Source organism: Pseudomonas sp. 102515, from assembly GCF_031085165.1.
GTDB lineage: Bacteria > Pseudomonadota > Gammaproteobacteria > Pseudomonadales > Pseudomonadaceae > Chryseomonas.
The window spans coordinates 480,228-498,623 of the sequence record NZ_JAVHTY010000004.1; the positions used below are offsets into that span (position 1 = coordinate 480,228).

Annotated in this window: 17 protein-coding genes and 1 pseudogene; 10 read left to right on the forward strand and 8 right to left on the reverse strand. The window is 65.1% G+C overall.

Annotated elements, in window-relative coordinates; genetic code table 11:
- Positions 1–46 precede the first annotated feature (46 nt).
- Positions 47–1,630: a DNA recombination protein RmuC gene (gene rmuC / locus RCF34_RS17810; RefSeq protein ID WP_308709358.1), complete on the forward strand. Its 1,584-nt coding sequence runs from the start codon at positions 47–49 to the stop codon at positions 1,628–1,630.
- Between the two features lie 102 nt (positions 1,631–1,732).
- Here rmuC and RCF34_RS17815 read toward each other — a convergent pair whose 3' ends face one another.
- From RCF34_RS17815 to RCF34_RS17830, 4 genes are all read right to left on the reverse strand, one after another.
- The gene (locus RCF34_RS17815) at positions 1,733–3,316 is read right to left on the reverse strand and encodes a peptide chain release factor 3 (protein ID WP_308709359.1); all 1,584 of its coding nucleotides are present in this window, start codon (positions 3,314–3,316) and stop codon (positions 1,733–1,735) included.
- Positions 3,317–3,410: 94 nt separating this feature from the next.
- Positions 3,411–4,586, reverse strand: coding sequence for an acyltransferase (locus RCF34_RS17820; protein WP_308709360.1), 1,176 nt, complete (start codon positions 4,584–4,586; stop codon positions 3,411–3,413).
- Between the two features lie 294 nt (positions 4,587–4,880).
- A complete protein-coding gene (locus RCF34_RS17825; protein WP_308709361.1) occupies positions 4,881–5,972 on the reverse strand; it encodes a glycoside hydrolase family 5 protein in 1,092 nt (363 codons plus the stop codon).
- Between the two features lie 260 nt (positions 5,973–6,232).
- Entirely contained in the window at positions 6,233–6,424 is a 192-nt protein-coding gene (locus RCF34_RS17830) for a hypothetical protein (protein WP_158891359.1), read from the reverse strand.
- Positions 6,425–7,144: 720 nt separating this feature from the next.
- On the opposite strand from RCF34_RS17830, the gene RCF34_RS17835 reads away from it, so the two are divergent.
- The 4 genes from RCF34_RS17835 to RCF34_RS17850 are packed head-to-tail and all read left to right on the forward strand — an operon-like array spanning position 7,145 to position 10,595.
- Positions 7,145–7,855, forward strand: a complete 711-nt coding sequence (locus RCF34_RS17835; RefSeq protein ID WP_308709362.1) for an ABC transporter permease — start codon at positions 7,145–7,147, stop codon at positions 7,853–7,855.
- A 9-nt stretch (positions 7,856–7,864) separates the two neighbouring features.
- A complete protein-coding gene (locus RCF34_RS17840) occupies positions 7,865–8,767 on the forward strand; it encodes a glycine betaine ABC transporter substrate-binding protein (RefSeq protein ID WP_308709363.1) in 903 nt (300 codons plus the stop codon).
- A gap of 3 nt (positions 8,768–8,770) precedes the next feature.
- Positions 8,771–9,430 carry an ABC transporter permease gene (locus RCF34_RS17845; protein ID WP_308709364.1) on the forward strand — a complete coding sequence of 220 codons (660 nt, stop codon included), beginning with the start codon at positions 8,771–8,773 and terminating at the stop codon, positions 9,428–9,430.
- 10 nt (positions 9,431–9,440) lie between these two features.
- Entirely contained in the window at positions 9,441–10,595 is a 1,155-nt protein-coding gene (locus RCF34_RS17850; RefSeq protein ID WP_308709365.1) for an ABC transporter ATP-binding protein, read from the forward strand.
- A gap of 226 nt (positions 10,596–10,821) precedes the next feature.
- On the opposite strand, the pseudogene RCF34_RS17855 reads toward RCF34_RS17850, so the two are convergent.
- Both RCF34_RS17855 and RCF34_RS17860 read right to left on the reverse strand, forming a co-directional pair.
- A pseudogene (locus RCF34_RS17855) lies at positions 10,822–11,244 on the reverse strand (murein L,D-transpeptidase family protein); the annotation flags it as partial.
- 137 nt (positions 11,245–11,381) lie between these two features.
- Positions 11,382–11,936: an NUDIX hydrolase gene (locus tag RCF34_RS17860; RefSeq protein ID WP_308709366.1), complete on the reverse strand. Its 555-nt coding sequence runs from the start codon at positions 11,934–11,936 to the stop codon at positions 11,382–11,384.
- Positions 11,937–12,063: 127 nt separating this feature from the next.
- On the opposite strand from RCF34_RS17860, the gene RCF34_RS17865 reads away from it, so the two are divergent.
- From RCF34_RS17865 to purT, 3 genes are all read left to right on the forward strand, one after another.
- Positions 12,064–12,651, forward strand: a complete 588-nt coding sequence (locus tag RCF34_RS17865) for a CoA pyrophosphatase (RefSeq protein ID WP_308709367.1) — start codon at positions 12,064–12,066, stop codon at positions 12,649–12,651.
- Between the two features lie 77 nt (positions 12,652–12,728).
- Entirely contained in the window at positions 12,729–12,926 is a 198-nt protein-coding gene (locus tag RCF34_RS17870; RefSeq protein WP_308709368.1) for a DUF1289 domain-containing protein, read from the forward strand.
- Between the two features lie 21 nt (positions 12,927–12,947).
- Positions 12,948–14,129 (forward strand): formate-dependent phosphoribosylglycinamide formyltransferase, encoded by a 1,182-nt coding sequence (gene purT, locus RCF34_RS17875; RefSeq protein WP_308709369.1) that lies wholly within the window; start codon positions 12,948–12,950, stop codon positions 14,127–14,129.
- 60 nt (positions 14,130–14,189) lie between these two features.
- Here purT and RCF34_RS17880 read toward each other — a convergent pair whose 3' ends face one another.
- A complete protein-coding gene (locus RCF34_RS17880; protein ID WP_308709370.1) occupies positions 14,190–15,494 on the reverse strand; it encodes an MFS transporter in 1,305 nt (434 codons plus the stop codon).
- Between the two features lie 188 nt (positions 15,495–15,682).
- On the reverse strand, positions 15,683–16,483 hold the full coding sequence (locus tag RCF34_RS17885; protein ID WP_058792003.1) for an inner membrane protein YpjD: 801 nt from the start codon (positions 16,481–16,483) through the stop codon (positions 15,683–15,685).
- Positions 16,484–16,601: 118 nt separating this feature from the next.
- Between RCF34_RS17885 and RCF34_RS17890 the strand changes: the two genes are divergently transcribed.
- Together RCF34_RS17890 and ffh are read left to right on the forward strand one after the other, a co-directional pair.
- Positions 16,602–16,727, forward strand: a complete 126-nt coding sequence (locus RCF34_RS17890) for a hypothetical protein (RefSeq protein WP_308709371.1) — start codon at positions 16,602–16,604, stop codon at positions 16,725–16,727.
- 176 nt (positions 16,728–16,903) lie between these two features.
- The gene (ffh, locus tag RCF34_RS17895) at positions 16,904–18,283 is read left to right on the forward strand and encodes a signal recognition particle protein (protein ID WP_308709372.1); all 1,380 of its coding nucleotides are present in this window, start codon (positions 16,904–16,906) and stop codon (positions 18,281–18,283) included.
- Positions 18,284–18,396 lie beyond the last annotated feature (113 nt).

The following is an 18,396-nucleotide window of genomic DNA, read 5'->3' on the forward strand; positions in this document are numbered from 1 at the left end:
CGCGCGCCTGCCTAAGGTGAGGGGAGCCGTCCGCGATGAGAGCGCCATGACTTCCCTGCCTTTCGTTTCCCTCGTGCTTCCCCTGTTGCTGCTGGCTGGCTGGGCGGGTTCGGCCGCCTGGTTGACCGGACGCCAACGCTATCTGCAACAGCAACTCGACAGCGCCGCCGAGCGCTACGACATGCTGCGCGACGACCTGCAACGGGCCGAGCTGGCCAATGGTCGCCAGGTGGTGGAGCTGGGCGCCGAGCGCGAACGCACCGCCACCCTGCAGCGCCAGCTGGAGGTCAATCGCGAGCTGGAAGCCGAGTTGCGCCAGCAGGCCCGCCAGGCCCAGTTACAGGCGGCTGAACAGCACGCCCTGGCCGAAGCCACCCGGGCCCAATTGCAGGGTGTCCAGGAGCAACTCGCCGAACTGCGCGAGCGCCAGCACCGCGAGCAGCAACTGCACGCCGAGGTGCAGGAGCGCCATGCGCGCCTGGCCGAAGAGCATGCGACGCTCAGGACCACCCTGGAGCAGAAGGAAGAGCACTTCCAGGCGCAGCAACTGCTGCTGCGCGAGAGTCGCGAGCAACTCAAGCTGGAATTCGAGCAACTGGCCGGACGCATCTTCGACGCCAAGGGCCAGGCCTTCGCCCAGCACAGCCAGCAATCCCTGGATGCCCTGCTGCGGCCGTTCCGCGAGCAGATCGAGGGCTTTCGCGCCAAGGTCGAGGACATCCACCACAAGGATGTCCAGCAGCAGGCCGCCCTCGGCCAGCAGCTGCTCGACCTCAAGGAGCTCAACCGCCAGATCACCCAGGAGGCCCACGACCTGGCCACCGCCCTGCGCGGTCAGAAGAAGGCCCAGGGCAACTGGGGCGAGCTGATCCTGGAAAACGTGCTGGAGCGCTCCGGTCTGCGCGAGGGCCGCGACTTCGTGCGCGAGCGCAGCTTCACCACCGAGACCGGCCGGCGGCGACCGGACGTGCTGGTCCATCTGCCGCAGAAGAAGCACCTGGTGGTGGACGCCAAGGTGTCGCTCAACGCCTATACCCGCTACGTCAACAGCGAGGACGAGGGCGAGCGGCGCCTGGCCCTGGGCGAGCACGTGCGCGCCGTGGGCGAGCGCATCCGTGAGCTGGCCGATCGCGAGTACTTCAGCCTGCCGGGGCTGAATTCGCCGGAAATGGTCTTCCTCTTCATTCCTATCGAATCGGCCTTCGTCGAGGCGCTCAAGGCCGACGAGAGCCTGTTCCAGCGCGCCATCGAGCAGAACGTGCTGGTGGCCACGCCCACCACCCTGCTGACCAGCCTCAATATCGTCCGCCAGCTCTGGCGCTTCGAGGACCAGAATCGCCACACCGCCGAACTGGCCGAGCGCGCGGGCAAGGTCTACGACAAACTGCGCACCTTTCTCGGCAGCATGGACGGCATCGGCAAGAGCCTGGACAAGGCCGGCGAAGCCTATCGCAAGGCCTGCGGCCAACTGGTGGGCGGCCCGGGTAACCTGGTCAAGCAGGTGGCCGACTTCAAGGAACTGGGCGTGGCGGTACGCACCGAACTGGACGGCCAGTGGACCGAGCGGGCGGAGCTGGAGCTGACGATGGTCGAGCTGGAAGCCGCCGCCGAGTCTTCCGACCGGGACTGATTCGGGAAGACCTGGCAGGAGAGCCGGCGATCCGCCTGGACGATTCGGGGAGGAGGACGGTACGCCTGACCGGCGCCAGGTGCACCGGTCAGGCAGTAGGGCTTAGTGGTGCTCGCGGGTGGCGCGGAATTTGATCTCGGGCCAGCGCTCTTCCATCAGCGCCAGGTTGACCCGGGTCGGCGCCAGATAGGTGAGGTGGCCGCCACCATCCACCGCCAGGTTCTCGAAGGCCTTGTTCTTGAAGTCTTCGAGCTTCTTCTTGTCGTCGCACTCGATCCAGCGCGCCGACCAGACGTTGATGGCCTCGTAGGCGCACTCCACCTTGTATTCTTCCTTCAGGCGGCTGGCGACCACGTCGAACTGCAGCACACCCACCGCGCCGAGCACGATGTCGTTGTTGCGCTCGGGGAAGAACACCTGGGTGGCGCCTTCCTCGGCCAGTTCCTGCAGACCCTGGCGCAGCTGCTTGGATTTCAGCGGATCCTTGAGACGCACGCGGCGGAACAGTTCCGGGGCGAAGTGCGGGATACCGGTGAAGCCCAGCGCTTCGCCTTCGGTGAAGGTGTCGCCGATCTGGATGGTGCCGTGGTTGTGCAGGCCGATGATGTCGCCGGCGAAGGCCTCGTCCAGGTGCTCGCGCTCGCTGGAGAAGAAGGTCAGGGCGTCGGCGATCTTCAGATCCTTCTTGATGCGCACATGGCGCAGCTTCATGCCCTTCTCGTACCTGCCCGAGCAGATGCGCATGAAGGCGATGCGGTCGCGGTGCTTGGGGTCCATGTTCGCCTGGATCTTGAACACGAAGCCGGAGAACTTCTCTTCCACCGGCTCCACCACCCGCTCGTGGGCGGCACGCGACAGCGGGCGCGGGGCCCAGTCGACCACGGCGTCGAGCACCTGGTCGACGCCGAAGTTGCCCAGGGCGGTACCAAAGAATACCGGGGTCATCTCGCCGCGCAGGAAGGCCTCGCCATCGAATTCGTGGCAGGCGCCCTGCACCAGCTCCAGCTCCTCGACGAACCGGTCGTAGAGATCGCCCAGGTGCGCGCGGGCCTCGTCGGAGTCCAGCTTGTCGATGGTCTTGGTGGCGATGCGCTCGTGGCCATGGCCGGGGGTATAGACGTAGATGCGGTCGTCCGAGAGGTGATAGACGCCCTTGAAGTCGCGGTAGCTGCCGATCGGCCAGGTGATGGGCGCGGCCTTGATCTTGAGCACCGCCTCGATCTCGTCGAGCAGTTCGATGGGATCGCGGATGTCGCGGTCGAGCTTGTTGATGAAGCTGACGATGGGGGTGTCGCGCAGGCGGCAGACGTCCATCAGGGCGATGGTGCGGGGTTCGACGCCCTTGCCACCGTCGAGCACCATCAGCGCCGAATCCACCGCGGTCAGGGTGCGGTAGGTGTCTTCGGAGAAGTCTTCGTGGCCGGGGGTGTCGAGCAGATTGATCATGTGCTCGCGGTAGGGGAACTGCATCACCGAGGTGGTGATGGAGATGCCGCGCTGCTTTTCCATCTCCATCCAGTCGGAGGTCGCGTGGCGATCGGATTTGCGCGACTTCACCGTACCCGCGACGGCGATGGCCTGGCCCATCAGCAGCAGCTTTTCGGTGATGGTGGTCTTGCCCGCGTCGGGGTGGGAAATGATGGCGAAGGTACGGCGCTTGGCGACTTCGGCGGCCTGGGTGGTCATGGATGAACCTGGGCGGGAAGAAAAAAGAGGGGGCGGAGTATAGCAGAGGGCAGCCCCACCGGCTTGGGGTCGGCAGGGCTGCGCCAGGCGCCGCTCAGCGCTGCGGCTGGATGTTGCCGCCGCAGCAGGGCGGGGTGCGTTTGCGGCGGACCAGCCGCTTGCCCAGCGCCATGCCCGGGATCTCGATGTACCTGTGGGTCAGGCAGGCGAAGGCGAAGACCACCGCCAATTCCACCACCACCACCAGGTTGTCCAGCACGGCGCTGCCGGTGGCGATGTAGCGGATCATGAAGGGCAGCGGCGCGTCGTGGGACGGCGCCACCACGGTGAGGTCCTGGTGCAGCAGCTTGCCGAGCACGATGAAGGCGCTCTTGAACACGAAGATCACCGCGGCGTGGCACAGGTAGATCGAATAGGACAGCACCCCCAGGCGCACGAAGACGGCGTGATGCAGCACGCTGGAGACCAGGCCGCGCTCGAAGGCGAAGGTGAGGATGGTGACGCAGAACACCAGGGTCGCCAGCACGCCCTTCTTGGGCACCGGCAGGTCGGAGGTCATCACCGCGGCACCGGCGATCAGGCAGGCCAGCTCCAGCAGGGTGCCGCCGAATTGCCCCTGGTTGTGCTGCTTGATCCAGACATAGAGGCGATAGGTACAGGCGCCGGCGAAAAAGCACGACAGACCGCGAAAGATCTCGGTCTTCAGCGGCAGGAAGGGAAACAGCAGCTGCACGAAGGCCAGCAGGGCGATCGCCAGGAACCATTGGCGTTGATGACCCTGGCCCTTGAGCACGAGCAGACCGAAGACCAGATAGAGGTAGAACTCGATACTGATGCTCCAGGACGGGTAGTTGAAGGAGCCAGTGATGGCCTGGCCCAGCCAGGATTGCAGCAGCAGCAGATTGGGCAGGAATTGCTCGGGCGCGGTGGCGCCGCTGAAGGCCGGATCGTTGAAGCCGACCCCCAGTTTTTCCGCCAGCAGGCGGCCGCATTCCAGCAGTACATAGAGCCCGAGCATGGCCAGGTGCAGCGGCAGGATCCGCGCCGAGCGACTGATGGCGAAGTCGCGATAGTCGTCCAGGGTGCGCAACCGGTTTTCGTAGGTGTGCATGAGCACGAAGCCGCTGAGCACGAAGAAGAATTCGACGAACAGATAGGCGTTGGCGATCAGCGGATTTTCCGAGGCGGCCTGAACGACATAGGTATGGAACAGGACGACGGCGACGGCCAGCAGACCGCGAAAGCTATCCAAAGCGACAAATCTTTCCATGGGATATCCCTGAGGGTGCGGCAAGAAAGGCGAACGGATGCAGCGCTGCCGTTAGGGGGAAAGAGCGGAGGGGTAATGCGGAAGAACGATAGCTGACATGGCATCCTGGCTCTTGTGCATCGCAAGCGTCTTAATAGTCGCACTATTACTTGCTGTTACATTTTGATCGCCAAAAGCCAGCAAGTTCTTGCTAGGCCGTCCATGGCCGGGCGTTTTGTGATTGGGGTCACCGTTTTCCGGACAAGTTGGCGCATAACTGCAAGAAGGCACCGCCTGGTTCGCCCGGCGGCGCTTTCAGCGGCGGGGACCCAGCGTCTGGCAGTCGGCCGGCTTCACGTACTTCTGCAGCACGCTCCACTGCGGCCGGGGTTTGCCCTTGACCGGCTCGATCGCCAGCGGGTAGTCGCCCCAGTTGGGACCGGCCGCCCAGTACATGGCCGGGATGCATTCCTGACGCAGCCGTGCCAGCAAGCGGTCCATGGCCGCCAGCCAGCGGGGATCGTTGTCCGGTACGCCGAATTCACCGATGTGACCACGCTTGCCGTGCTGCTTGAGCCAGGTGATGAAGGGCTCGACCCGGCGGATGCCGACGTCCGGGTCGAAGTCGGTCATGTCCTTCTTGAGGTATTTGCCGCCACCGTCGTTGTCGAAATAGACGTGCGCCGAATAGATCAGGTTGTCGGCTGGGTCCTTGAGACCGAGCAGCTTGGCGTTGTAGCGCGGCCAGAGATAGCTGCTGGACCAGCCGTTGCCTTCGATCAGGATCGGTCGCGTCCGGTCGACGTCACGCACGGCGTCGATGCCATGCTGCGCCGCCACCGGCCACTGCTCAACCGCATCGTGGGGCTCGTTCATGATGTCGTAGGCGGCCAGGGCAGGGTGCTCGTGCCAGCGCTGGGCGATTCGCCGCAGGACATCGGCATAGGCCGGATAGGGCACCGCTGCACTGCCGATGACCTGGCCGCGGTATCTCATGTAGTTGTGCAGATCCAGGATCACGCTCATGCGATAGCGCTTGGCATTGTCCAGGGTCTGGTCGATCAGCTTGGCGTAGACGGGGTCCAGGGGTTGCCCCAGACGCGGCTGCAGGCGCTCCCAGATGACCGGGAAGCGGATCACCCGGATGCCCTTGGTCGCCCAGCGCCGGTAATGACCGGCGTCGGGAAAGAAATAGTTGGTGCCCGGTTTGCCCGGCAATACCTGAGGCGCAAAGCCGGCGCCGGAGAAATTCAGTCCGACCAGATCGGTGGGGAAGTCCCGCGGAGCGGCCTGGGTGACCGGTGTGGCTGCCAGGCAGCAGAGCAGGGCGAACAGGATGGTGATAGCGGATTGCAGGCGTAGCGTCATCGGCAAGGTCCCGGACAGTGACGGAAGACGTTGGGTCATCGGGCGCAGTGGCTCGACTCGCCATCAGGCCCGAAGGGACGCCGGGAAGTTGCAGTGCAACGCTCAGAAGGTGCGCCAGACAACGTTAATGCCAGGCGAAATCAGCGAAATGCGAGCTGGGTAAGGCTGTCAGGCAGCGCAAGGCTGGACGTTGGGGCGTCTGGCGAAGGGCGGAATGAAAGACGCGGGAGCGAGTAATGAGCTGCCTGTGACTACTTTCCATCGGTTGATGGCGCAGGCAGATCATTCGAAAGCGGTTTTCAGCGACGCAAGCAGATGCCAGCCCACTGCTCGGCTTCGCGGCGGGCCGAAGCCTCATCATCGAAGTCGGCGATCAGGCCGCCATGAGCATAGACCACGACCCAATTTTCCACCTTGGGTTGCAGCAGCATTACGGGGGCAGAGGATAGAACAGCAGAGTCCAACGATGCACAAGCCGTCATGTCATTCATAACGTTCCCTTTGAAGTTAGCTCAATGAATAGTCTGTTGTTATAGCGGTACCAGGAATGGCGCTTGGTGCTATCACTGGGCCACCTATTGACCTTGGTATGGCTGAATGTTCCCTCAAAGCGTCAGCCACTCGTCGGCATGATAAAGAGGTGCCAAAACCTCGTCACCGCACTGGCGCACAGAAAGATGTTTCAGCGATGACCGTACGTCAGCCAGGCTGTGTACTGCGCCACGAAACCAAGGCGGCTCGCGACATTATCTGAGACGGGGTTCGCGCGGGTTCTGCAAAGTAGCTAACAGTAAAGGTATTAAATTTATCGTCACATATTTTTCAGCGGCTCTAGCCCGCGCCTCTCGCCTCCGGCGGGATATGAGAGCCTCTCGCCCGGGCCTTTCACCTTGTCAAGCCATACAGTTTTCGCGATCGGATTGGCATTGAGCGAGTCTATTGGGTTAGCCTGAAAAGGAGCTGACGAACTATCGACTGCGATGGGCGTCAATCTCTTCGGTCGAGGCAAGGCGCCATGTCGTTCCTCAGGAGCGACACCCAAGGGCTAGGCAGATCCGAGATCCGCAGTGCCCCGTTGGTCCAGCCGGCATACCCGCCATGCCCTGCTGTGTCTCGACCCTGAACCCGGACAGCCGTCCTGCGCCTCGCTCCTGTCGCGAGGTCCGCACCCGGAAGGCATGCGGCCTGTCCGCTCGTTGAAGGAGCCTGACATGGCGAAGTTCAAGACCCTCCTGCTCGGCACGGCCGTGGGAGTGGTGATCCTGGCACTGCTGGTGCACTGGATCGGTAGGGATACCCTCGCTACCTATCGCGCGGATCTGCTGTTCTATCTCCAGGCACATCTCTACCTGGTGGCCGTTTCCATGGTACTGGCGCTGCTGGTGGGACTCCCCGCCGGGGTGCTGCTCAGTCGACCGCGATTCGCCCGCAGCGCCGAGGGCTTCATGCAGGTGTTCAACATCGGCAATACCGTACCGCCGCTGGCGGTGCTGGCCATCGCCCTGGGCATCGCCGGCATTGGCGACGGACCGGCGATCCTGGCGCTGTTCCTCGCCTCGCTGCTGCCCATCGTGCGCAACACCTACGAGGGGCTGAGGAACGTGCCCGCCTCGCTCAAGGAAGCGGCCACCGGCATCGGCATGACGCCTGCCCAGGTGCTGACCAAGGTCGAGCTGCCCAATGCCGTGCCCATCATCATCGGCGGGGTACGGGTCGCCCTGGCGATCAATGTCGGCACCACGCCACTGGTGTTCCTGATCGGCGCCAACAGCCTGGGCAGCCTGATCTTTCCCGCCATCGCCCTGGAGAACCAGTCACAGCTGCTGCTGGGCGCCGCCGCCACCGCACTGCTGGCGCTGCTGCTGGACGGCCTGGTGCTGCTCGCCAGTCGCCTTTGGCTGGAACGCGGCCTGGCCCGCTAAGGAGACGAGATGAAGAAGTTGCTTATCGCCCTGGGCGCCGCCTGGTTCGGGCTGGCGCTGGCCAGTGGTGCCCAGGCCGATCCGATCCGCATCGGTGCCAAGGTCTTTACCGAGCAGGCCATCCTCGCCGAGCTCACCGGGCAGTATCTGTCCAGGCACGGTTACCAGCCGGAGATCGTCGGCGGCCTGGGCAGCACCATCGCCTGGAACGGCGTGAAGAACGCCCAGCTCGACCTGACCTGGGAATACACCGGCACCTCGCTGGTGGCCTACAACCATGTCACCGAACGGCTGGACAAGGACGCTTCCCTCCAGCGGGTCAAGGAGCTGGACGCGAAGGTCGGCCTGGCCTGGCTGGCGCCCACCCGCTTCAACAACACCTATGCCCTGGCGCTACCGGAAAAGGTCGCTCTGCAGCATCCCGAACTGAACAGCATCAGTGACCTGGCCCGGCTGCTCAAGGGCGAGGCCGGCAAGCGGCACCTCACCGCGCTGGACATCGAGTTCGCCAACCGCTCCGATGGCCTCGCCGGCCTGGTCAAGGCCTATGGCCTGAGCTACACCCGTGACGATATCCGCCAGATGGACCCGGGGCTGGTCTATACCGCGCTGCGCAACGGCCAGGTCTTCACCGGCCTGGTCTACACCACCGACGGCCGGCTGGACGCCTTCAGGCTCAAGGTGCTGGAGGACGACAAGGGCTACTTCCCCGACTACACCGCCGCCCCCGTGGTGAACGCCCAGTACCTGGCCAAGCACCCGGATCTCGCCGCGTTGCTCAAACCCCTGGCGGAAAGCCTGGACCAGGCCACCATGCGCCAGCTCAATGCCAAGGTGGACATCGAGCGGCAGACGCCGGCCCAGGTGGCCCGCGACTTCCTCGCCCAGCACCCACTAGATGGAGGGCAATGACCCATGGATTTCGTCACCTCCTTCAATCACATCGACTGGCTGCAGGTCCTCGAACTGACCCGCCAGCACATCACCCTGGTGGGGATCGCCGTTACCCTGGCGATCCTGGTGGGCGTGCCCCTGGGCATCCTCATGACCCGCTATCCCTGGCTGGCCGGACCGCTGCAGGCGATGGCCACGGTGGTCATGACGCTGCCCTCCATCGCCCTGTTCGGCCTCTTGCTGCCGTTCTATTCCAAATTCGGCCAGGGCCTCGGTCCGCTGCCGGCCATCACCGCGGTCTTTCTCTATTCGCTGCTGCCGATCCTGAGGAACACCTACCTGGCGCTGACCAGCGTCGAGCCGGGCATTCGCGAGGCGGGGGCCGGCATCGGCATGACCTTCTGGCAGCGCCTGCGCATGGTCGAGCTGCCCATCGCCCTGCCGGTGATCCTGGCCGGGGTGCGCACCGCCGTGGTCATGAACATCGGCGTCATGACCATCGCCGCCACCATCGGCGCCGGTGGCCTGGGCGTGCTCATCCTCACCTCCATCAGCCGCAGCGACATGGCCACCCTCATCGTCGGCGCGGTGCTGGTCAGCCTGCTGGCCATCGTTGCCGACCTCGTCCTGCAGTGGCTGCAACGCCGCCTCACCCCGCGCGGCCTGCGCAGCGCCCCTTAAGGAGCCCCAGATGATCGAACTCGACCGCCTGACCAAGACCTTCAAGCAGCACGGCAAGGACGTGACCGCGGTGGACGCCGTGAGCCTCACCGTGGAGGAGGGCCAGATCTGCGTCTTCCTCGGCCCCTCCGGCTGCGGCAAGACCACCACGCTGAAGATGATCAACCGCCTCATCGAGCCCACCTCGGGGCGGGTGCTGATCAATGGCGAGGACACCACCGGCATCGACGAGGTGACCCTCAGACGCCATATCGGCTATGTGATCCAGCAGATCGGCCTGTTCCCCAACATGACCATCGAGGAAAACATCACCGTGGTGCCCAAGCTGCTGGGCTGGGACAAGAAGAGATGCCGCGAGCGCGCCACCGAGCTGATGAGCATGGTGCAGCTCGAACCCAAGCAGTACCTGTCGCGCTATCCGCGCGAACTGTCCGGTGGCCAGCAGCAGCGCATCGGCGTGATCCGCGCCCTTGCGGCCGAGGCGCCGCTGCTGCTGATGGACGAACCCTTCGGCGCGGTGGATCCGATCAATCGCGACGCCATCCAGAACGAGTTCTTCCAGATGCAGCGGGCACTGAACAAGACGGTGATCATGGTCAGCCACGACATCGACGAGGCCATCCGCCTGGGCGACAAGATCGCGGTGTTCCGCGGCGGGCGCCTGGTGCAGTTCGATCACCCGGACACCCTGCTGGCCCATCCCAAGGACGACTTCGTCAGCAACTTCGTCGGCCAGGACAGCACCCTCAAGCGTCTCCTGCTGATCCGCGCCGAGGATGCGGCCGACAACGCGCCTTCGATCCAGGCCGAGACCCTGATCGGCGATGCCGTGGAATTGATGGAGGAGCACGATCGCCGCCATGTGGTGGTGACGGATGCCGCCAACAAGGGCCTGGGCTACGTGCGCCGCCGCGACCTGCGCGGCCAGAGCGGGCCGGTGGCGCCCTTCATCGCCCCGTTCAAGGCCACCGCGGCCTTCGACGAGCACCTGCGCATCCTGCTGTCGCGCATGTACCAGTTCAACAGTTCCTGGCTGCCGGTGCTCAGCGCCGACAACGACTTCCTCGGCGAGGTCACCCAGGAATCCATCGCCGACTATCTCAGCAGCGGTCGGTCGCGCGGCAAGACCACCATCGTCTCGCCGGCGGAGCAGGTGGCAGGGTAGGCGCGGGAAGCATATCGGCGCAGAGTCTGTTCAAGGGTTCGCGAGCTAGAGCCGAACAAGGCCCAGGCGGTCCCGCGAAGACACCTGAGGAAGCGGAGCGGACTCGCGCTCGACCAGGCGCGCGCGCTAGTTTACGAGGGGTAAATGGGCATTCCGGCCGGGCTGGCGACCCAGGGCTTCTTCAATGCGGTTTGGCCGACGCGCAGCACAGGCTTGGAATAGGCTCTCAGGGGCGGATCTCGATCAGGGTGCCGTCCTTGACCAGTCCCCAGACCTCGCGCATGTCGTGGTTGGTCATGGCGATGCAGCCCTCGGTCCAGTTCAGCGAGTTGAAGTACCACTCCGGGTACTCCTCGTCGATGGGCGTGCCGTGCAGCATGATCATGCTACCGGGACGCACGCCGGCCTGAGTGGCGCGGACCAGGTCTTCGCGATTGGGATAGGAGATGTGCATGGCCAGGTTGAACTTGTCGCTGGTCTTTCGCCAGTCGATCCAGTAGAACCCTTCCGGGGTGCGCTTGTCGCCCTCGCGCAGCTTGGGGCCGCGGGGATTCTTGCCCAGCGAGATGCGATAGGACTTCATCACGGTATCGCCGCTGAGCAGTTGCAGCTGATTGCGCGACTTGATGACCAGCACCTTGTCGATCAGCGGTGCGGCCGGCTGGCGGATCACCGTGACGCTGGTACTGGCCTGCGCCAACTGGGGAAGCAACGAACCGCACAGCACATAGCAGAGCGCCAACAACAGGTGCAACGGACGCATGTCGGGAAGATCCTCGGAAGAGCTCAGGCGGGCTTGGGTGCGACCACCATGGGAGCCATGCCCTCGTGGCGCAGTGGGAAGTCGCCCTGGCGGCGGTCGGCGAAGAAGCATTCTAATGTTCGCTTGATGGTCGGAAAAGCCAGAGACGACCAGGGGATGTCGGCTTCGTCCAGAAGGCGTACGTCCAGGCTTTCCTCGCCGACGCCAAAGCGTCCGTCGACCAGTTCGCCACGGAACAGCATGTAGATCTGGTCGATGTGCGGCAGGTCGAAGAGGGTATAGAGCTCCAGGCCCTGCACCTGCGCGCCGGCTTCTTCGAAGGTCTCGCGGGCGGCGGCCTCGGTGGTGGTCTCGCCGTTTTCCATGAAGCCCGCCGGCAGCGTCCAGTACCCCTTGCGCGGCTCGATCGCGCGCTGGCAGAGCAACACCTTGCCCTCCCAGGTCGCCAGGCAGCCGGCCACCACGCGCGGATTCTGATAATGCACTGCGCCGCACTGGCTGCAGACCAGGCGCATCCGGTTGTCACCCGCGGGAATGCGTTCTTCCAGCTGTCCGCCACAGTGATTGCAATGCTTCATGGTTCATCCTCGTTTTGCTGCAGTGTGCCGGGGCGCTCCCGGGGCTCGCAAGCGATGGCTGGGCTTGGGATTGCCCGACGGGCGTGCCATGATCCAGGGGATACGATGAGCAAGGGAGAATTCCGGCGTGGATGAGTTGCTCCAGCGCCTGCGTCACTATCAGCCGCGCACCCTGAGCGGCACCGAAAGCTACCAGGAAGCGGCGGTGCTGGTCCCCATCATTCGCGGCGAGCATCCCGAGTTGCTGCTCACCCTGAGGGCCAGCAACCTGTCCACCCACGGCGGCGAGGTGGCGCTGCCGGGCGGTCGCCGTGATCCCGAGGACGCCGACCTGGTCGCCACCGCCTTGCGCGAGGCCGAGGAAGAGGTCGGCCTGCCGCCGGGCCTGGTGGAGGTGATCGCCCCCCTGAGTCCGCTGGTGTCGCGCTACGGCCTGGCGGTGACCCCCATCGTCGCCCTGATTCCCGATCAGCTCGACTACATCCCCAGCGAAGCCGAGATCGCCGCGATCTTCACCGTGCCCCTGCAGTTCTTCTGCGAGGTGCCGCCGGATTACACCCTCAGGGTCGACCACGCCGGCCTGCGCTGGCAGGTGCCCAGCTATCAGTATGGCGAGCACCGCATCTGGGGGCTGACGGCGGTGATCATCGTCGAACTGGTCAACCTGCTGTACGACGCCGGTATCGTGCTCAAGGCACCGCCCAAGCGGGATTGAGCGGTATCGGCAAGGTAAAGGCACATGCCAAGTCGGGCATTAACGGGCACAATGCGCGGCCATTCGAGGGAAGCCGCATGACCACCGCCGATTCATCCGTGCGTTCGCCCTGCGTCCATGTCTGTGCCCTGGACGAACAGGACATCTGCATCGGTTGCCAGCGCAGCGCCGCCGAGATCACCCGCTGGATGTCCATGAGCGACAGCGAGCGCCGCGAGGTGCTGCTGCGCTGCGACGAGCGGGCGCGGGCGGGCGGTGCGGCCTTCCTGACCTGACATCAGCCGGAGAGATCTGTCATGCCCCGTATCGGTACCCCCCTGTCCCCCAGCGCCACCCGCGTGCTGCTCTGCGGCTCCGGCGAACTGGGCAAGGAAGTCGTCATCGAACTGCAGCGCCTGGGCGTCGAGGTCATCGCCGTGGATCGCTACGCCGATGCCCCGGCCATGCAGGTCGCCCACCGCAGCCATGTCATCGACATGCTCGACGGCGCCGCGCTGCGCGCGGTGATCGAGCGCGAGCAGCCGCATTTCATCGTGCCGGAAATCGAAGCCATCGCCACCGCCACCCTGGTGGAGCTGGAAGGCGAAGGCTACACCGTGGTGCCCACTGCCCGCGCCGCCCAGCTGACCATGAATCGCGAAGGCATCCGTCGCCTCGCCGCCGAGGAACTGGGCCTGCCCACCTCGCCCTATCATTTCGCCGACACCTACGAAGACTACGCCGCCGCCGCCGAGGCGCTGGGCTATCCCTGCGTGGTCAAGCCGATCATGAGTTCCTCGGGCAAGGGCCAGAGCCTGCTGCGCAGCGCCGATGAGCTGCAGGCCGCCTGGCAGTACGCCCAGGAAGGCGGTCGTGCCGGCAAGGGCCGGGTGATCGTCGAGGGCTTCGTCGACTTCGACTACGAGATCACCCTGCTGACCGTGCGCCACGTCGGTGGCACCGCCTTCTGCGCGCCGGTCGGGCATCGTCAGGTCAAGGGCGACTACCACGAGTCCTGGCAGCCCCAGGCCATGAGCGAGCAGGCCCTGGCCGAATCCGAGCGGGTCGCCCGCGCCGTCACCGAGGCCCTGGGTGGTCGTGGCCTGTTCGGCGTGGAGCTGTTCGTCAAGGGCGACCAGGTCTGGTTCAGCGAGGTCTCGCCGCGGCCCCATGACACCGGCCTGGTGACCCTGATCTCCCAGGACCTCTCCGAATTCGCCCTGCACGCCCGCGCCATCCTCGGCCTGCCGATTCCCACCATCCGCCAGTTCGGCCCCTCGGCCTCGGCGGTGATCCTGGTGGACGGCGACTCGCGCCAGACCGCCTTCGCCAACCTGGGCGCGGCCCTGGCCGAACCCGACACCGCACTGCGTCTGTTCGGCAAGCCGGAGGTGAAGGGGCAGCGGCGCATGGGCGTGGCCCTGGCCCGCGATGAAAGCATCGAGGCCGCGCGGGCCAAGGCCGTGCGTGCGTCTCAGGCGGTGAAGGTCGAGTTGTAACGTCGTCTGCGCATCACGAAAAAAGGGCCCGCGGGGCCCTTTTTTATTGGGTAGAAAAATCTACAGCGACTGGTCACGCGTTTCGCGCATGCAGAGCACCGCCACCAGGCTGATGGCCGCCGCCGCCGAGACATAGCCGCCCACCCAGCTCAGGCCGCCGGCTTCCACCAGTTGCTGCGCGGCATAGGGCGCCAGGGATGCGCCGAGGATGCCACCCAGGTTATAGGCGGCCGAGGCGCCGGTGTAGCGCACCTGGGTGGGGAAGATTTCCGGTAGCAGGGCGCCCATGGGGCCGAAGGTCATGCCCATGAGAAACAGCTCCAGGGCCAGGAACAGGCCGACCGCCTGGCTGGAGCCGTGGGTCAGCAGCGGCTCCATGGCGAAGCCCGACAGCAGGGCGGCGATGGCGCTCACCGCCAGTACCGGCTTGCGGCCGAAGCGATCCGCCAGCCAGGCCGACAGCGGCGTGGCCAGAGCCATGAACAGCACCGCCACGCAGAGCAGGCCGAGGAATTCCTGGCGGCTGTAGCCGAGGTTCTTCACCCCGTAGCTCAGCGAGAACACCGTGGAGATGTAGAAGAGGGCGTAGCACACCACCATGCTCAGAGCGCCCAGCAGCACCGCCTTGCCATGCTTGCCGAAGGTCTCGACCATGGGCAGACGCAGCTTCTCGCGGCGGGCCATGGCCTCGGCGAACACCGGCGTCTCGTGCAGCGACAACCGCACATAGAGGCCGACCACCACCAGCAGGGCGCTGAGCAGGAAGGGGATGCGCCAGCCCCAAGCGCGGAATTGCTCGTCGTCCAGCAGTAGCGCCAGGGCCAGGAACAGGCCGTTGGCCATGAGAAAGCCGATGGAGGGGCCGAGCTGGGGGAACATGCCGAACCAGGCGCGCTTGCCGGGTGGGGCATTCTCGGTGGCCAGCAGCGCCGCGCCGCCCCATTCGCCGCCCAGGCCCAGGCCCTGGCCGAATCTCAGTAGACACAGCAGGATCGGTGCCCAGACGCCGATGCTGGCATAGCCGGGCAGGAGACCGATCAGGGTGGTGGAGATGCCCATCAGCAGCAGCGAGGCCACCAGGGTGGACTTGCGGCCGATGCGATCGCCGAAATGGCCGAACAGCAGCGAACCCAGGGGGCGCGCCAGGAAGGCGATGCCGAAGGTGATGAAGGCGCTGAGGGTCTGGGCCATGCCCGCGCCCTGGGGAAAGAACACCGGGCCAATCACCAGGGCCGCGGCCGTGGCATAGACGTAGAAGTCGTAGAACTCGATGGCGGTGCCGATGAAGCTGGCGGTGGCCACGCGGGTGGGGGAGTTGCGCGGCACGGAGGTGGGCGCGTCGAAGGCGGCAGCGGTCGTGGACATGCAGGGGTACCGGGCAGTCGTTCTTGTAGGAGGCGTCTGCCGGAGCGGCCCGATGGGGCAGCGGCTGTCCGAGGATGGGGACGGGCGGGACGACCTGTTATGACGTGCCGGGCGCGACATGGCTGTTGGCCGGGTCGCGCCGAACGTGGTTCGGTCGCCTGATTATGCAGGCAGTGGAACGACGACTGTCAACGATGCAGGATGAATTCCCGCACCAGCTTGCTCCCGAAGTAGGCCAGCATCAGCAGGATGAAGCCCAGCAGCGTCCAGCGGATCGCCGTATGGCCGCGCCAGCCCAGGCGATGGCGGCCCCATAGCAGGATGCCGAACACCACCCAGGCGATGCAGGAGAGCACCGTCTTGTGGATCAGGTGCTGGGCGAACATGTCCTCGACAAAGAACCAGCCGGAGATCAGCGCCAGTGACAGCACTACCCAGCCAGCCCAGAGAAAGCCGAACAGCAGGCTTTCCATGGTCTGTAGCGGCGGAAAGCTGCGGATCAGTCCCGAGGGGTGCTTGTTCTTGAGTTGATGGTTCTGCAACAGCACCAGGCAGGACTGCAGCACCGCCAGGGTGAAGAGACCATAGGCGATGATCGACAGCAGTACGTGCACGACGATCTTGGGCGAGACGTCCAGCGGGGTCACGGTGCCCGGCGGCACGAATTCGGCCAGCAGCGCGGTGACGGCGCCGAGGGGATAGACCAGCACCAGCAGCGGTTGCAGCGGCATGCGCAGGCAGCCGATCAGCATCAGGGCGATGGCGGTCGCCGAGATCAGGCTGGAGGCGTCGAAGAAGTCCAGACTCAGGGTCGGCTCGAGGATCAGCTGCAGATAGACGGCCAGGGCGTGGGGCAGCAGGGCCAGGATGCCGGCGCCCAGGACCAGGGGCTTGCTCGACGGCTGTTTGCGCAGCAGGCAACTGCCCTGGTAGAGGGTCGCGAGCAGATAGAGGGCGGCGGCCAGGAGAGTGGGCAGCAGGGCGTGCATGGTCCGGTTTCAGCAGAGCGGAAAGCAGGCGAGTGTGGCACAGACAGGGCGGTACAGAAAGTCTGAGCCGCGCCCTGGTGCCGGTTGACCAGACCGGGCGAACCCTGGCTGCCGGCGGGTGGTCCCAAGAGGTACATATCTTGAAGAGGTCGCGACCATGCTTAAATTTCTCGGCGGTACCATGGGCATCATCTTTCTGATCGGCCTGGTGGTGGTCATCGGCATCTTCTCCCTGATCTTCTGATCCCGTCCCCGCGGGCATCGGCCCTGGCGTCGGTGCCTCTTTCCCTGCTTTCAGTGGCGCGCCGATCCAGGCCCTGCTGAAGGTTTCACGAGCTACCAGCCCTAGCGGCTATCCCTGGTCAGGCGCTCTTTCGTTATACTTGTCGGTCAGCCGCCGTTTCTGCCCTGGATGTCCGCATGTTCGAGAATCTCACAGACCGCCTGTCCCAAAGCCTGCGCCACATCACCGGCAAGGCCAAGCTCACCGAAGACAACATCAAGGACACCCTGCGCGAGGTGCGCATGGCGCTGCTCGAGGCGGACGTCGCCCTGCCGGTGGTCAAGGAGTTCGTCAACCGGGTCAAGGAGCGGGCGGTCGGCACCGAGGTGTCCAAGAGCCTGACCCCGGGCCAGGCCTTCGTGAAGATCGTGCGCGCCGAGCTCGAAGCCATCATGGGCGCGGCCAACGAGGACCTGGCGCTCAACGTGGCGCCGCCGGCGGTCATCCTCATGGCCGGCCTGCAGGGTGCGGGCAAGACCACCACCGCGGGCAAGCTGGCGCGCTTCCTCAAGGAGCGCAAGAAGAAGACCGTCATGGTGGTCTCCGCCGACGTCTACCGCCCGGCCGCCATCAAGCAGCTGGAAACCCTGGCCGGGGAGGTGGGGGTCACCTTCTTCCCCTCCGACATCAGCCAAAAGCCGGTGGAGATCGCCCAGGCCGCCATCCGCGAAGCCAAGCTCAAGTTCATCGACGTGGTCATCGTCGACACCGCCGGTCGCCTGCACATCGATAGCGAGATGATGGCGGAGATCCAGCAGGTCCACGCTGCCACCAAGCCGGCCGAGACCCTGTTCGTGGTCGACGCCATGACCGGTCAGGATGCCGCCAACACCGCCAAGGCCTTCAATGACGCCCTGCCGCTCACCGGCGTGATCCTGACCAAGGTCGACGGCGATGCCCGGGGCGGCGCCGCCCTGTCGGTCCGCCACATCACCGGCAAGCCGATCAAGTTCATCGGCATGGGCGAGAAGAGCGAAGCCCTCGATCCCTTCCACCCGGATCGCGTCGCCTCGCGCATCCTCGGCATGGGCGACGTCCTCTCGCTGATCGAGCAGGCCGAGCAGACCCTGGATCGCGAGAAGGCCGACAAGCTGGCCAAGAAGCTCAAGAAGGGCAAGGGCTTCGATCTCGAAGACTTCCGCGACCAGCTGCGCCAGATGAAGAGCATGGGTGGCCTGGGTTCGCTGATGGACAAGCTGCCGACCATGATGGGCGGCATGAACATCCAGCAGATGGGCAATGCCCAAGGCGCCGCGGAAAAGCATTTCAAGCAGATGGAAGCCATCATCGACTCCATGACCCCGGCCGAGCGCCGTGATCCGGAGCTGATCAGTGGCTCGCGCAAGAAGCGTATCGCCCTGGGTTCCGGTACCCAGGTGCAGGACGTCGGCCGCCTCATCAAGCAGCACAAGCAGATGCAGAAGATGATGAAGAAGGTCACCGCCAAGGGCGGCATGGCCAAGATGATGCGTGGCATGGGCAGCATGTTCCCCGGTGGCGGCATGCCCAAGATGTGATTTTCCGGTGCCGCCCGTCGCCAGATGGTCGGTACCGGCAAGGGCTCTGCGAGGGGCGTCGGCACCAGTGCTGACGCCCCTCGCAGAGCGACGGGACTCCGCTGTCGGAGTCT